Origin of the sequence: Erythrobacter sp. 3-20A1M (genome assembly GCF_018636735.1) — a bacterium.
GTDB lineage: Bacteria > Pseudomonadota > Alphaproteobacteria > Sphingomonadales > Sphingomonadaceae > Alteriqipengyuania.
In genome coordinates this window covers 2154551-2168360 of the sequence record NZ_CP045200.1, presented here as the reverse complement: position 1 = coordinate 2168360, position 13810 = coordinate 2154551, and the positions used below count along the sequence as shown (strand labels likewise).

Genomic DNA, 13810 nt, shown 5'->3' with positions numbered 1-13810 from the left:
GCAGCGTTCATTCCTGCTGCTAGGATCGCAGCAATGAAGACCGACCTCGATCATCTGCCACCGCAAAAGCAGCGCGAGCTCGAACGCGTGGTGCAGCTGATCTTCGAGGAGTTCGACGACGCGGTGTCTCTGGCGACCAGCCAGAAGAAGAAGGCAGGCCGCATCCAGAAGATCATCCTCTACGGCAGCTATGCCAGAGGCACCTGGGTCGACGAACCCCATACCGCCAAGGGCTACCAGTCCGATTACGACCTGCTGGTGATCGTGAACGACGATCACCTGACCGAGCGGGTGAAATACTGGGCCAAGCTCGATGACCGGCTGATGCGCGAGTACGGCGTCACCGGCACGCTCAAGACCCCGGTGAACTTCATCGTGCACACCTTGCAGGAAGTGAACGACGGTCTCGCGCACGGGCGCTATTTCTTCATGGACGTGAAGGCCGATGGGATCGCGCTCTACCAGGCCGAAGACACCGAGCTGCACACACCCAAGCCCAAGACAGCCGGGCAAGCGCTCGCCATGGCGCAGGAGTACTTCGATGATTGGATGCCGTCAGCCGAGCAGTTCCTCATACAAGGGACCGAAGCCGCGCAGCGAGGATGGAACAAGAAGGCAGCGTTTGAGCTGCACCAATCTTGCGAGCGGCTATACCATTGCGTGCTGCTGGTCTGCACGTTCTACACGCCCCACGTGCACAACCTCGGTTTCCTGCGCACGCAGGCCGAGCGCATCGACCCGCGCCTGACTTATGTCTGGCCCCGCGAGACCAAGCGCGACCGGGCGCGGTTTGAAAAGCTCAAAGCGGCATACGTGAAAGCACGCTACTCGAAACACTATCGTATCACGAAGGAAGAGCTCGAATGGCTCGGCGAGCAGGTCGAGGAACTCGGCCGCTTGGTACACGAGGTGTGTTCGGAACGGCTGGAAAAGCTCAGAGCGGAGGCTAAGGCGCGACCGGATAAGCAGTAAGCGCGGCGTGCTGACTACGCGCTGCCAACCTGTTCTAGCGCGCTCGCGATCATCGCCGCGAGCGCTTCCTCGGCGCGATCGCGTACACCTTGGTCTTTCGCTGTAAGATCGCGCCTGACCCATTCGGGCGCACGCTCTATTGCAATGAGAATGCGTGATCGGTTGTCGCTTGGCATCGTGTGGGTCTGTGCCCGCTTTGCAGTGCGGCTGCAATCGGCATACACAGCCGCTGCAGATTGGTGCGTCGTTTGGAGATCGTCCGTGCGTATCCGAGGAGGAGAGCGGTTTTGGATCGCGAGATAAAGACAGCGCCGTCGGGCGGGCTGCATGTGGTTGGGGTAGTGAGGAAATCTACGACGGCGGCGGACTATCGGTTGCGGCGCTGGCTTTCGATTGTCGTTTGAATTCAATCGCAGAAGCGACGGCGCTCGGCTAAGTGTCGACTTTTCGAACGACGGCGGACAGTTCGCTCTCGATCCGCTCGTATACCGGTGCGCCCTATGCAGTCCGCCCAGAGCTCGTATCTTTGATCGCCATCGCCGCGTCGTAGAAACAGCGGCTCTGGCGCACGAATGTCAGGTGGCGAACCTAGCCCTTTTCGACCGATAATGGCGGCGATGGCGGGCCGGTCCTGCTCCCCCTCCAAGCCCCAGGTCGGTCCGTCATCACCCGATAGATGAAAGGACCGATCGCTATGCCTTCGGCAGGTACTACAGAGCATCTTCGAGAGCAGGCACAGCCGGTTCGGATCGAGCCGATAACCATGCGAGTGCCCGATGCGTGCCGCTATCTCGGGATCGGTCGGAGCACGCTCTATGTCCTGATCGCAGCGAGAGATGTCGAAGTGATCAAGCTCGGCAGTGCAACGCTGGTTCTGACGACGAGCTTGCGGGCTTTGGTGGAGCGTAAGAGGAAGGCTGGAGGCGAGCACAGTTCTGAGCTCTGAGCGAAGGTCGGCTTCGCGCCCCAATTTCGGCCATTCGAGGTCTGCGCGTTGCGACCCAAAAGCTGCCGTTCGTTCAGGATGATCGGGAGGGCGGCTAGGCGCCCCAATTCCGGACGCTCGCGCGGCAATCCCGTGAACCCGCAAGCAGCCATTGGTTCAACCGACTGTGAACAGCCGGGCTGGGCGGAAGAAAAGGGGGCGCTCGCCCAGGCGATCAGGATCAGCCGGGGCGGCGGCAACAGCAAGCTCCACGCGCTTACCGACGGCGAAGTTCGGCCGCCCTGCTCTCTGCTGACCAGTCGCGAGGTTGCTGACTGCGCGGCCGATGTGCTGCTCGATAGCGTTGCGCCGCGCGCTATCGTGCTGGCCGACAAAGCGTCACAGCAAGCGATCCGCGACCTGATCGAGCGCCCGGGGGCGTACCGAAGATCCCGTCCAAGGCCAACTGGCACTGGAAAAACTGCTTTTCTAGGTCCCTCTAAAGGAGCGCAGCGCCGTCGAGCGCCTGTGAAATGAGATGGGGCGAGAAGCACGACATGCGCTTCCGAGTGGCAATTACGGGTTGAGTTCAGGATAGCGATCCAGCAGTGCGCTCGTCACGCCGTTGGTCCAGCCGAAGCCGTCCTGCGTCGGATATTCGCCACCGCCGCCCGGACGGCGCTCCTCGACATCATATTTCTCGAGCATCTTGCCCGTTTCGTCATAGGTCGCTGTGACCGTCGCCAGCCAGCGGTGGGCGATGTCCCGCGCCAGCGCGGTTTCGCCATAATCATCCAAGCCGATGATCGCGATCCATTGCAGCGGCGCCCAGCCGTTGGGCGCGTCCCATTGCTGACCGGTGCGCTCGGTGGTCGTGCGCAGGCCGCCCGCCGCCAGCAGCTGTTCGCTTATGGCCCGTGCCACCGCCGCCGCCTGCGGCTGCGAGGCGGCGCCGACGAACAGCGGATAGGCAGTCGCGGCGGACAACCGAAGCGTCGGACTGCGCGCAATCCGGTCCCAGTCGGCATAGCGCCGCTGATCGGGCAGCCAGAGGTAACGGTCGATCGCCGCCCGCCTTCGCGTCGAAAGCTGCGCGAACCGCGTCGCGCAGCGAGCGTCGCGCAGTTCAGCGCATCCACGCGCAATCCGTTTCTCCATCGCGAACATCAGGCTGTTGAGGTCGATCGGTACAATATCGGTCGTACGGATCGAGGCGAGCCGATGCGAATCGACGAGCCACCGGCTGCTGTAATCCCAGCCGCTTTCCGCACCGGCGCGCAGTTGACGGTAGAGCGTCGCCGGATCGCGCGATGGATCCTGCTTTGCCGTCGCAACATCTTCGGCCCAGCTTTCGTCGCGCGGCGTTTCGCGGTCGTCCCAATATCGGTTGAGCAGCGTCCCGTCCGGCATCCGCACCACTCGCAGGCAGGCGCCGGTGGGATCGAGGCAACCGGCTCCCTTCATCCACCAATCATATTCGCGGCGCAGCGCGGCAAGGCGACGCTGCGCCGTGGCCGGATCGCGGTTGCTCGACAGGTCGAGCATCAAAGCGAAGAAAGGAGGCTGTGACCGGCTCAGATAATAGGTCCGCGTGCCATTCGGGATGTGACCGTAGCGCTCGATCATCGCGGTGAAATCGGCCAGCATCGATTCGACCAAGGGCTGCTGGCCGTCGACTTTCAGGCCGAGCATGGTGAAGTAGCTGTCCCAATAATAGAGCTCGCGGAACCGACCGCCGGGCACGATATAGGGCGCCGACATCGGCAGCGCGGAGCTTCCCGCGGGAACGGAGTGCGGCTGGCGCACCAGCGACGGCCAGAGCGATCGGATGTGCGCGCGCAGATCGGCGGGGCGGGAATCGTTGATTCCGGGCACTGAAAAATTGGCGAGCACGAAGGCGCGCAGCGTCGCGGCGTCATGCGTCTCCAATCGGCGATAGGCCGCCAATATTTCGTCCGGACTCCGCTTCGGCACGGCATCGGCAAAGGTCTTTCCGTCCGGAAAGAGGTGCCCCTCCTGCACCTCCGCGAACAACGGACCGAACAGATCGGCGGGCGATTGTTGCGCGAACGCCAAAGGCGAAAGCAATAGGCTCGTCGCACAGCAGGCAAGGGTCCATAGCGCCCGTCTCATCGATCCTCCCGTCATTTGCTGCTTTCACTAGGGCCGTGGTTTTCGGCCAACGCGATCACCGCAATACCATGTCCGGCGATTTGTCCCTCGCTTAAGTCGCCAAGCACCAGCCTGGCGCGCGGCGGGACGGCGAATGGCGCGGGGTGGTCCGCATGGTTGATTGCGATGAGAATTCGGCGTTCTCCATCCTGCCGGATCGCGCGTTCGATCCCGTCCGCGGGCGCGGCGGTGGGTACATCGCGCACGAGCATTCGGGCAAGCGCAGCCTGACCATCGACATCCAGCAGCGCGCCGACATACGTAACGCGCCCACGGCCGATCGCGCGCGTGACGATCGCCGGCTTCCCGGCTAGCCAGCCGCCCGCAGCATAGCGTGCGATTACTTCCACATCAGAACGATCGACCGCGAGCGTCTCGGCCCAGCTTCGCGCGATCCCGGTCACCGCGCCGATGACGGGCGCCGTTTCGTCGAGTGCGTAAAATGCCTCGACATGCGCGCCCAGCAGGCCGGCCAGCGGGCCCGGCTGGCGCATCGGCCACAGCGCATTGTCCCCATCCTTCATACCGGAGCGCGGGCCGAGAATCAGTTGTCCGCCGCCGCGCACGTAGCGTTCGAGTGCGGCGGCGGTCGCGCCATCCAGCACGTTCAGCCATGGCGCGAGCACCAGCCGGTAGCGCGAGAGGTCTGCGTCCGGGGGCAGCACGTCGATCGGCTGGCCGGCGGCGAACAGCGGCCGATACCAGTCCTTCATGACAGCGACCGGATCATAATCGCGCGCGAACCGCTGTTGCTCGATCGCCCAGCGACTGTCGCGCGAATAGAGCATCGCGATCTCGGCCTGCGGCGCGGTGCCGGCCAGCAGCGGCCCGATCCGGGCGAACTCGGCGGCGGTTCTGGCGATCTCGGGGTACACCGGCATCGGCGTGCCATCGGCGCCGACCAGGGTGCCGTGATATTGCTCTTGGCCACCGGGTGCGCTGCGCCACTGCCAGTAAAGCACCGCATCGGCGCCATGCGCCACGGCCTGCCACGCCAGCTCGCGCGTCTGGCCGGGATCGAGCGTGCGATTGTTGGCGCCCCAGTTCACCCAGCCGGGCTGCGCTTCCATCACCCAGAAATTGCGCCGCTTGAAGCCGCGGACCACCGCGTGATGCAGGGCAAGCGCCATCCAGTCCGGCCGCCCGTTCGGTACATAGGCGTCCCATGACGCGAGATCGAGCGAGGCGTGAACGGGATAGGCGTCGTAGCGATCGTTCCAGAGCGTCGAATTGGTTGTCACGAACTGGCGCGGATCGGCATGGGCACGGATCGCCGCAACTTGTTCGGCGACATAGGAGGCCCAGGTCGACGTGAAGAAGCGATGCGCATCGAGCACCAGCGCGGGGTTCTGGTCCCGATCCAGCGTCAGCCGGACCTGATCGAAGCGCTGGTAGCGCTGGCTCCAATATTCGGTGCTCCAGCGCCGATTAAGCGCGTCGACCGTTCCGTACCGATCGGCAAGCCACTGGTGCCATCGCGCGCTGGCATCGCGATCGAAGGTCTCGACGCCGAGTTCGTTGTCGATCTGCCAGCCGACGACGGCGGGATTGTTCCCATAGCGTTGCGCCATCGCGCGCGCGATCCGCACCGCATAGCGGCGATAGGTCGCGCTCGCTCCGGAACCCTGCTGACGCCCGCCATGTGGCTGAACCCGGCCATCCTCGTCCATGCGCAGAGTGTCGGGATGCGCCTCGGTTAGCCAGATCGGTGGCGCGGCGGTCGGCGTACCGAGCACGACCTTCAGCCCGTGGCGTTCCGCCGCCGCGATCGCCCGGTCGAGCCAGGCGAAATCGAACTGCCCGTCGGCAGGCTCCATTCGCGCCCAGGCGAACTCACCGAGCCGCACCACCCGGAAATGCGCGCGCTCCATCAGCGCGAGGTCTGCCTCCCAACGCTCCTCCGGCCATTGCTCGGGATACCAGGACGTGCCTATCGAGAGCGACGCCGCCGCAAACGGAGCATCGCTGGCGGCGGCGGGCCCGGCAAGCGCGAGCAGCAGGGCGAGCAGGCTGGCGAAGCGCAGCCGGGGCATTTCAGGCGCCTCCGGCGGCCAGGCGCAACGCCTTCTTGTCGATCTTGCCGATACTTGTCCTGGGGAGTTCGTCGAGGACGATCAACCGGTCGGGTATACCGTAGCGGCTGATAATGCCGTTCGACACGAATGCGGAGAGATGCGTCCGCATTGTCTCGACGGTCGCTGCCGATCGCTCGCGGTCACGAACAGGATCGGGCGTTCGCCCCAACGCGCATCGGGAATGCCGATCACTGCGGCGGAACCCACCGCGGGATGCTGCATCGCCAGTTCCTCGATCTGGATGGAGGAGACCCATTCGCCGCCGGTCTTGATCACGTCCTTCAGCCGGTCGCGAATCTCGATATCGCCGCAGTCGTCGATCCGCGCCACGTCCCGCGTATGCAGCCAGCCGCCGCGCCACAGCGTATCGGACGCCGCCTCGTCGGTGCCATAGGCGTAGGCCTCGGTCGCCGGTCGCGCGAAACGATACCCGTCGCTCATTGCGGGCTCGCTTCAGGCTTGGCACCGGTCTCCACCCACTGGCGAAGCGCATCCCATGCCTTCAGCGTCTGCGCATTGTCGAAACCGCAATGCGTGTAGCCCTCAACACCGCCGATCGGCAGCGGAGCCCGGGTGGCGGGCACGCCGTATTGCACGAGATAATCGGTGCGCCCAGCCTCGGCCACCACCGCGGCCAGCGCCTCCTCCTGGGCATAGGGAACCAGCGAATCGATACGATTGTGCATCGTCACCAGCGGCGTCGCAATCCGGCCCGTCGCCCGGTGCCAGCGCTGTAGATAGGCCAGCGCCTGCGGTGCGGCGGATACCCGCTGAACGCTGCGATTGACCGCCTCCTCTTCCTCTGCGGACAGGCCAGGCACCTCGTAGGTCTTGCCAATGTTGCCATAGACCCAACCGCCTGCGGTCGCTGCCATATCCTCTGCGCCGAGCGCGGCGGTTACGAGCGGGAAAGCAAGCGCTGCGGCATCGTTCGCGAATCCGCCCACGCCCGTGACCGCGCGGACGATTTTTGCCTCGCGCCCGTTCGGATCCTTTTGCGCGGCGGCCCAAAGCTTCAGGGGAGGAGTGGCGACTTTGCCGATCTGCCCAAAGACATATGCCTGTGCGAGCGCCCCAGTTGTACCGTCGGGAGGCTCGGGGGCGATCGCGTTGCGGCGCACATCCTGTTCGCCGGGCAGGGCATAGGGCGTGTCCTTGGTCAGGACATTATAAACGAGGCGCATGTCGATCAGCCGGCCGAGCAGATCCTGCCAATCGGCGACCACGCCGCAGCGCGCGAAGCCGCCCGCAAAGGCCTCGGGATACATTTCCAGCAGCGTGACGACGATGCTTCCGCCCATCGAATCGCCCATCACATAGATGCGCTTGCCGCCCAGCGCGGCGACGAAGTCGCGAAGCCGCTTGGTGTTCGTCACGCCGGTTTCGACGCCCAGGCCCGCCTTGTCATAGGCGCTGTGGCCGACCGCAAAGCCCTCGCCATAGGCATCGCCGAGCAAACCCGATCCCGGGGCCTGGGTGACGGGGTCGGTAGCGACTGCCACCGGCGTGCCGGGGGTGGAATAGCCATGAGCGTACAGCAATGCGTCGCCGCTCCAGCCATCGGGTATCGCGAGCGCGAACTGACTGCCTGCCAGCTTTGCTTCCAGGATGATGCCGCCGTTCGGCGCTCCCTTGGTCGTAACATCGGTTGCGCCGAGGTGCCTGGCGCGTTCCGCCAGATCGGTCTCGATCTGCGTCTGCCGCGGTGACTGTACGTCGGTGGCAAGCGCTGCGGTCGCAACGAGCAGCAGCGGCGCAAAGGCGAGAGTCAGGTGGCGACGGATCATCAATCATTCCTTTCCATTGGGTGCGTGCCGAGATGCCGGTCAAAGAATGCGGTGATCAGGCGATAGGCTTCGGTCGACTCGGGCATGTCGGGCCACATGAAAAAGGCGTGTGGCAGGCCGTCGAAGAGCTGGAGTTCGCTTTCGACTCCGGCTGCGGCGAGGCGGCGATGGGCCAGCGTGAGCGCGCTTACGGCGAAATCCCGCCCGCCAGCCAGCAACAGCGTGGGCGGCATCGCCCTCGTTTCGGCATCAGAGCCAAGCGGATATGCACGCGCATCCTCGGGCGCGACGCCTGCCATATAGGGGTTGGGGATCGTTGGCGGGAGCGACGACACCGGCAGTGGTTCGCCGCCGGTGATCGGCCCGGCCAGAAAGGGACTATCGCCCGAATAGGCGGCGCCCGTTCCGCAGAAGGTGCCGATGGCGCCCGGCATGGGCAGACCCTGGCTGCGGATCCATGCCGTCGCCTGTGCAGTGATGACGCCGCCCGCCGAGCAGCCGTAGATGCCGATATTCTCTGGGCGATATTGCTCGAGCAACGCGCGATAGACCGCGGTCACGTCTTCCGAAGCGGCCGGATAGTGGTTCTCCGGCGCCAGACGATAGTCGACGGTTACGACCTTCACCTGCATCGTCGCGGCGATCGGAATCGCCTCGACCAGCGCACCGCTTCCCGATCCCCACATGAACGCGCCACCATGGACGTTGATGAGGACGCGATCGGAATTGGCCGGCGCGATGCCCTCCTCCGGCGTGACGACATCGACCGCGACGCCGCCGATCGTCTCACGCGCCCAACGCGTGGTGAAGCGGCTGCGCATCTCCGCAAGACGACGGTCATTCCACGCTTGATAAAAAGCGCGCTGCCTCACCAGATCGCTTGCAATCCCCTCGGGCGCGCTTTCATCATTCATCCGTACCAGAATGCGCTGCGCTTCCTCGCTGAGCTGGTTCGAGAGGGGCAGGGTAAAGGCGCGCACCTGAACCTCCTGCGCAAGCGCCGGGGCACCGTACAACGCGATCAGGATCGGGGCGGCCATCAGGAACTTCATTGTGTCTCCTCCAGGCGCCCGCGAAAGAAGCGCGCCATTGCGGCGAAGGCGGCATCGGTTTCGGGGGCGTCGATATAGCTCCAGAAAGCGTGGGGCAGACCGTCGAACACAATGAGGTTCGAAGGCACGCCCGCGGCATCCAGCGCGCGGCAGAAATCGGCGGTAGCGCCGAGCAGAAAGTCCCGACCGCTGCTGAGGCACAGTGTCGGTGGCCATCCCGCGAGCCGGCCTCTGCCCGGCGAAATCAGCACGTCCGCTGGGTCGCGCGTGCCCGTGTAAAGCGCCACCAGCGACGCCACCGATGCGGGGTCGAGAAACAGCACCACACTGTCGCCGGCGCGCGTCAGATCGGCGGTGCCCGAGAAGAAGCCCAGCGCGCCGGGCTGAGGGAGATTCTCGGCCCGGAGTCTCGCCACCAGTTCGGCGGCCAGAATCGCTCCGGCAGAGGTGCCGTACAGGCCGATACGCCCGGGGGAATGCTCGGCCAGCAAAGCGCGATAGACCGCAAGCGCGTCGTCCGCCGCCGCCGGGAATATATGTTCGGGCGCGAGCCTGTAGCGGACCGCGACGACGCGATACCCGGTGAGGGCGGCGACTGCCGCATTCTCCGTTATCGAGCCCGAATCAACGAGGAAGCCGCCGCCATGAAGATTGAGTAGCACCGGCCCGTCCGCGAGCGCGTCGCCGGGCGTGAAAATCCGGACTGGTACCCCGGCGATCTCGGCATCCGCCATCCGCACGCCGTAGCGCCGAAGCCGGGGCTGGCCGACCGCCTGCTGGATTGCCTCGGCCCTGACGCGCCTGTCCTCGATCGAGGCAGGCTCCGAAGGACGGGCATCGTCCGCGGCAAGCCCGGCGCGCGCTTCGGGGGACAGTTCGTCAGGCCAGGGAGCGGTGACGAGTTGCGCCATAGCAGGCGTCGCGGCGAACAACGCGGCCGCCGCCAAGGCTGTGCGAAGGATCATCGGCGCATCCTCACTTCGCGAGCATATATCTGCGCGCTCGGCTTGGCGGTCCGGGTGAAGTCGCCGCGATTGACGGCGAACAGTCCGAAATGCTGCGCATAGCCGCGCCGCCATTCGAAATTGTCGAGCAACGACCAGTGGATATATCCGACTACGGGTACACCGCTGTCCCGCGCAGCATCCAGCGACTCGAGCGCCGCAGTGATATAGCGTGCACGCTGGCCATCCTCGTCGGCGGCGATGCCATTCTCGGTTACGAGTACCGGAAGCCCCGTTTCCGCATGCGCATGCGTGATCGCCGCTCCGAGCGCTTGCGGATAATATTCCTCGCCGCTTTCGGTCCGCTCGGCGTCCTCCGGAACGGGCAGCACGGCAGTCGCCCCAATAAGGATGCGGCCATAGGTCTGGACCCCGATGAAATCATCGCCGCGCACGGCAGCGAAGAAGGGCGCTTCGGCAAATTGTCGATACGCCGCCAGACCGCTTGCGCTCCCAACCGCCTGAGCGTCGGGTACGGCAAGGCTCATCCCGACCTGCACCGAGGATCGCGCTGCCTTCCATGCCTGGCGGGCGGCGCGGTGGCCCGCGAGAAGGTGAGCGAGAGCGTCGTCCTCGCCGCGCGAATACACCCAGACGCCGAAGCGATCCGATCCGCTCTGGCGCGCCGCCTCCGCGAGCATCGCATCGAGCCCCGCGCGCGTCGCATCCGCGAGCGGTGTCGCGGTCCAGCGTCCCATAAGCGGCAGATTGGGTTCGTTGAACGTGATGACATGCGACACGAGAGGCGCGAGCCGACGCGCCGCTTGCTCGGCATACCGTGCGAACCGCACCGGTGCTTCGGGGTCACTCCATCCACCCAGAGCGGCGAACCAGCGTGGGCTGGTGAAATGGCTGAGCGTGACAACCGGTGCGAGCCCGGCGTCGCGGCATGCCGCCGCCACCCGCGCATAATGGTCGAACCATGCTTCGCTGAATTCACCGGGGGCAGGCTCGATCCGCGACCATTCGATCGAGAAGCGAAAGCAGTTCAGACCCAGGGCGGCGGTAATCTCGATATCCTCGCGCCAGCGGTGAAGGCTGTCGCAGGCATCTCCCGAAGGCTCGGCGAAACGCGTGTTCCTCACCTGCTCGAGAAGCCAGATATCTGCGTAAAAATTATTTCCCTCTACCTGATGCCCGGCAGTCGCGACGCCCCACAGAAAAGCCGATCGGTCGCCCATCACGTTCGCGTTCCGCCCGCACGAGCGATGCTGCCGAGCAACCGCGCGCTCGGCTTGGGCGTGCGCCTAAAACTGGTGCGATCGACCGCGACGAGCCCGAATTTGGGTCCGTAGCCGGACAGCCATTCGAAATTGTCGAGCAACGACCAGTGGATATAGCCGAGCACCGGCACCCCATCGGCGCGCGCTTTTTCGACCGAGGCGACCGCCTCCGGAATGAAGCGGACCCGCAGCGAATCGTCGCTTGCGTCGATGCCGTTCTCGGTCACCAGCACCGGCTTGCCAGTGGCGGCATGGGCATAGCGGACGACGTTGCCGATCGCAGCAGGGTACCATTCCTTGCCGTCGGCCCGCTTTGGCGAAGCGGCAGGCGCAGGGACATCGCGATCGCGGCCGACAAAGGCGCGGCCATAGGTCTGCACGCCGACGAAGTCGTCCCCGCCCATCACCGCGAAGAACGGGCCGTAGATTTCGGCACGCTTGCGCTCGATCCCGCTATCGGGTCCCACCGGTACATTGTCCGGAATGGCAAGGCTTAGGCCGACCGGCAGGTCGCTTCGCGCCGCCTTGATTGCTTCGCGTCCGGCCACGTGCGCGGCGGTGATGCCGGGAATCATCGGGGCGGGATCGCCGGCGTTCAGCACCGAGAACCGATCCGATCCGCTCGCTTTCGCCGCCGCCGCCAGGCACGCCGCCATCCTCGCTTCGAATTCGGGCGGCGGCGCGCTGATCGCCCAGCGTCCCCCTAGTGCCAGGTTCGGCTCGTTGAACGTCACCGCATGGCTGATCCCGTCAGCCATGGCACGCGCCACCTTGTCACAATAGCGTGCGAACAGGTCGGCTGCGTCGCGCTGCTCCCATCCACCTGCTGCTGCGAACCAGCGCGGCGTGGTGAAGTGATTGAAGGTGAGGACCGGAGCCAGCCCCTGCTCCCGGCAATGATCGACCATCGCCTTGTAATGATCGAGAAAGGCCTGGCTGAACTGTCCCTTGGCGGGCTCGATCCTCGGCCATTCGACCGAGAAGCGATAGCAGTTGAGGCCAAGCGCCTTGACGATCGCAATATCTTCGCGCCAGCGGTGAAGGCTGTCGCAGGCATCGCCCGACGGTTCTGCGAAGACGCTGGGCTGCACCTGCTCAAGAAGCCAGATATCGGCCGAGACATTGTTACCCTCGACCTGATGCCCGGCGGTTGCCGCGCCCCACAGGAAGCGGCTTTCCGCCGAAGCGCGAGCCGGGAGCACCGCCGCGGCGCGAGCCGGGAGCACCGCCGAAGCGGTCGCGGCCATGCCGAGGCCGAGCACATCGCGCCGATCGACCTTCATTGCACAGCCTCCGGGCCCGGCTTCTGGCCCGTATTCACCCAATTTCGCATCGCCTCAAACGCAGCGATGTTCTGCTCTGGCGTGAAACCGCAATGCGTATAGCCTTCAAGGCCGCCCGGAAGCGGAAACCGGGTAGGCGGCACTGCATATTGCGCGAGGTGCGCGCCGTTGCCGGCGCGCGAGACGACACGGCCCAGCCCTTCCGACTGTGCGAACGGCACCAGCGCGTCGATCGTCTGGTGCACGGTAACCAGCGGCACGCGGAATCGGCCCGTGGCCTGATGCCAGAGCCGGGCATAGGCGACTGCCTTCGGGCTTGCGGCAAAGCGCTGCATGCGGCGATTGAACTCCGCCTTTTCCGCCACGTTCATTTCCGGCGGATCATAGACCTTGCCGATGTTTCCGATCGGCAACCCGTCCATCGTCGCGACGATATCGTCCATGCCGAGCAGCGCCGAATAGAGCGGTGCGCCGAGTGCAGCGGGATCGGGTGCGAAACCGCCCACTGCGGCGACCTGACGTATGATTCGTGCTTCCGAACCATCCGGGTTGGCCTTCGCCGCCTGAAACAGGGCGAGGATCGGCATCAGCACCTTCATCTTCTGCGCTTCGCGAAACGCATTGCCTGGCGTCGCGTCTCCGGCTGGCGGAACCACCGGCAGTGCCGAGCGGGTCACGTCCTTGTCGCCCGGCAGGGCATAGGGCGTTCCCTCGGTGAGCAGATTATATGCGCCGCGCATGTCTGCCAGCTGCTGGACCAGGGGTATCCAGCCTTCGGTGACCCCGCACATCGATACTGCCCCAGAAAATTTTCGCGGATATCGCTCGATCAGGGCCATCACTATGCTGCCGCCCATCGATCCGCCGACGGCATAGAAGCGGGTGGCGCCGAGCCGCGCAGCCAGCGTGCGCAGGCGGATACTGTTCTTCGCGCCGCTTTTGGTCGCAATACCTGTCTTGTCGAAGGCAGCAACGCCGCTCGCGACGCCTTCGGCATAGAGGTGCTTGAAAAGGCCACCGCCGGGATCGTTGGCGATCGGGTCCGTCGGCACGGTCGGGGTGCCGCCAGGCAGGGCGTAGCCCTGCCCGAACAACACCATCTCGCCGGTCCAGTTCGACGGCAACGCCAGCACGAAGAGCCGCCCCGCCAGCTTGCCATTGACTATCATCCCGCCATCCGGGCCGGCGCTGGGCACGAGTTCGGTCGCACCAGCCGCCCTGGCCTTGGCCAGCAGCATGGTCTGCGCAACGGAGGGAGCGAAAGCAGCCATCTGGGACGGCACACTCGTCGGTGCGGAGTGAGCTCCGGTCGTTGCC

General features: G+C 65.2%; 13 protein-coding genes. 3 read left to right on the top strand and 10 right to left on the bottom strand.

The window, feature by feature from the left end; all coding sequences use genetic code 11:
* Positions 1 to 33: 33 nt before the first annotated feature.
* Positions 34 to 972 (top strand): HEPN domain-containing protein, encoded by a 939-nt coding sequence (locus tag F7D01_RS10640; protein WP_215227540.1) that lies wholly within the window; start codon positions 34 to 36, stop codon positions 970 to 972.
* A gap of 14 nt (positions 973 to 986) precedes the next feature.
* On the opposite strand, the gene F7D01_RS15565 is transcribed toward F7D01_RS10640, so the two are convergent.
* Entirely contained in the window at positions 987 to 1148 is a 162-nt protein-coding gene (locus F7D01_RS15565; protein ID WP_371819595.1) for a DUF6771 family protein, read from the bottom strand.
* Positions 1149 to 1666: 518 nt separating this feature from the next.
* Here F7D01_RS15565 and F7D01_RS10635 point away from each other — a divergent pair.
* Both F7D01_RS10635 and F7D01_RS10630 read left to right on the top strand, forming a co-directional pair.
* Positions 1667 to 1918: a helix-turn-helix domain-containing protein gene (locus F7D01_RS10635; protein WP_215227539.1), complete on the top strand. Its 252-nt coding sequence runs from the start codon at positions 1667 to 1669 to the stop codon at positions 1916 to 1918.
* Between the two features lie 132 nt (positions 1919 to 2050).
* Positions 2051 to 2434: a hypothetical protein gene (locus tag F7D01_RS10630; RefSeq protein WP_215227538.1), complete on the top strand. Its 384-nt coding sequence runs from the start codon at positions 2051 to 2053 to the stop codon at positions 2432 to 2434.
* A gap of 39 nt (positions 2435 to 2473) precedes the next feature.
* On the opposite strand, the gene treF is transcribed toward F7D01_RS10630, so the two are convergent.
* From treF to F7D01_RS10585, 9 genes are all read right to left on the bottom strand, one after another.
* Entirely contained in the window at positions 2474 to 4030 is a 1557-nt protein-coding gene (gene treF / locus F7D01_RS10625; RefSeq protein ID WP_215227537.1) for an alpha,alpha-trehalase TreF, read from the bottom strand.
* 11 nt (positions 4031 to 4041) lie between these two features.
* Positions 4042 to 6102, bottom strand: a complete 2061-nt coding sequence (locus F7D01_RS10620; RefSeq protein WP_215227536.1) for a beta-galactosidase — start codon at positions 6100 to 6102, stop codon at positions 4042 to 4044.
* Positions 6103 to 6183: 81 nt separating this feature from the next.
* Positions 6184 to 6585 carry a hypothetical protein gene (locus tag F7D01_RS10615; RefSeq protein ID WP_215227535.1) on the bottom strand — a complete coding sequence of 134 codons (402 nt, stop codon included), beginning with the start codon at positions 6583 to 6585 and terminating at the stop codon, positions 6184 to 6186.
* Positions 6582 to 7931, bottom strand: a complete 1350-nt coding sequence (locus tag F7D01_RS10610) for a S9 family peptidase (protein WP_215227534.1) — start codon at positions 7929 to 7931, stop codon at positions 6582 to 6584. The genes F7D01_RS10615 and F7D01_RS10610 overlap by 4 nt, the downstream gene beginning before the upstream one ends.
* Complete coding sequence (locus F7D01_RS10605) at positions 7931 to 8983, bottom strand: alpha/beta hydrolase (protein ID WP_251566742.1); 1053 nt, start codon at positions 8981 to 8983, stop codon at positions 7931 to 7933. The genes F7D01_RS10610 and F7D01_RS10605 overlap by 1 nt, the downstream gene beginning before the upstream one ends.
* Positions 8980 to 9948 carry an alpha/beta hydrolase fold domain-containing protein gene (locus F7D01_RS10600; RefSeq protein WP_215227533.1) on the bottom strand — a complete coding sequence of 323 codons (969 nt, stop codon included), beginning with the start codon at positions 9946 to 9948 and terminating at the stop codon, positions 8980 to 8982. The genes F7D01_RS10605 and F7D01_RS10600 overlap by 4 nt, the downstream gene beginning before the upstream one ends.
* Positions 9945 to 11168 carry a glycoside hydrolase family 1 protein gene (locus F7D01_RS10595; protein WP_215227532.1) on the bottom strand — a complete coding sequence of 408 codons (1224 nt, stop codon included), beginning with the start codon at positions 11166 to 11168 and terminating at the stop codon, positions 9945 to 9947. Before F7D01_RS10595 ends, F7D01_RS10600 begins: the two co-directional genes overlap by 4 nt.
* Entirely contained in the window at positions 11168 to 12493 is a 1326-nt protein-coding gene (locus F7D01_RS10590; protein WP_215227531.1) for a family 1 glycosylhydrolase, read from the bottom strand. Before F7D01_RS10590 ends, F7D01_RS10595 begins: the two co-directional genes overlap by 1 nt.
* A complete protein-coding gene (locus F7D01_RS10585) occupies positions 12490 to 13764 on the bottom strand; it encodes an alpha/beta fold hydrolase (RefSeq protein ID WP_215227530.1) in 1275 nt (424 codons plus the stop codon). Before F7D01_RS10585 ends, F7D01_RS10590 begins: the two co-directional genes overlap by 4 nt.
* Between the last annotated feature and the right edge of the window lie 46 nt (positions 13765 to 13810).

What these genes read in the sequence shown, in the direction of transcription:
- F7D01_RS10640 (WP_215227540.1), top strand. Translation starts at nt 34, where the DNA reads ATGAAGACCGACCTCGATCATCTGCCACCGCAAAAGCAGCGCGAGCTC.
- F7D01_RS15565 (WP_371819595.1), bottom strand. Translation starts at nt 1,148, where the DNA reads ATGCCAAGCGACAACCGATCACGCATTCTCATTGCAATAGAGCGTGCG.
- F7D01_RS10635 (WP_215227539.1), top strand. Translation starts at nt 1,667, where the DNA reads ATGCCTTCGGCAGGTACTACAGAGCATCTTCGAGAGCAGGCACAGCCG.
- treF (WP_215227537.1), bottom strand. Translation starts at nt 4,030, where the DNA reads ATGAGACGGGCGCTATGGACCCTTGCCTGCTGTGCGACGAGCCTATTG.
- F7D01_RS10620 (WP_215227536.1), bottom strand. Translation starts at nt 6,102, where the DNA reads ATGCCCCGGCTGCGCTTCGCCAGCCTGCTCGCCCTGCTGCTCGCGCTT.
- F7D01_RS10615 (WP_215227535.1), bottom strand. Translation starts at nt 6,585, where the DNA reads ATGAGCGACGGGTATCGTTTCGCGCGACCGGCGACCGAGGCCTACGCC.
- F7D01_RS10610 (WP_215227534.1), bottom strand. Translation starts at nt 7,931, where the DNA reads ATGATCCGTCGCCACCTGACTCTCGCCTTTGCGCCGCTGCTGCTCGTT.
- F7D01_RS10605 (WP_251566742.1), bottom strand. Translation starts at nt 8,983, where the DNA reads ATGAAGTTCCTGATGGCCGCCCCGATCCTGATCGCGTTGTACGGTGCC.
- F7D01_RS10600 (WP_215227533.1), bottom strand. Translation starts at nt 9,948, where the DNA reads ATGATCCTTCGCACAGCCTTGGCGGCGGCCGCGTTGTTCGCCGCGACG.
- F7D01_RS10595 (WP_215227532.1), bottom strand. Translation starts at nt 11,168, where the DNA reads ATGGGCGACCGATCGGCTTTTCTGTGGGGCGTCGCGACTGCCGGGCAT.
- F7D01_RS10590 (WP_215227531.1), bottom strand. Translation starts at nt 12,493, where the DNA reads ATGAAGGTCGATCGGCGCGATGTGCTCGGCCTCGGCATGGCCGCGACC.
- F7D01_RS10585 (WP_215227530.1), bottom strand. Translation starts at nt 13,764, where the DNA reads ATGGCTGCTTTCGCTCCCTCCGTTGCGCAGACCATGCTGCTGGCCAAG.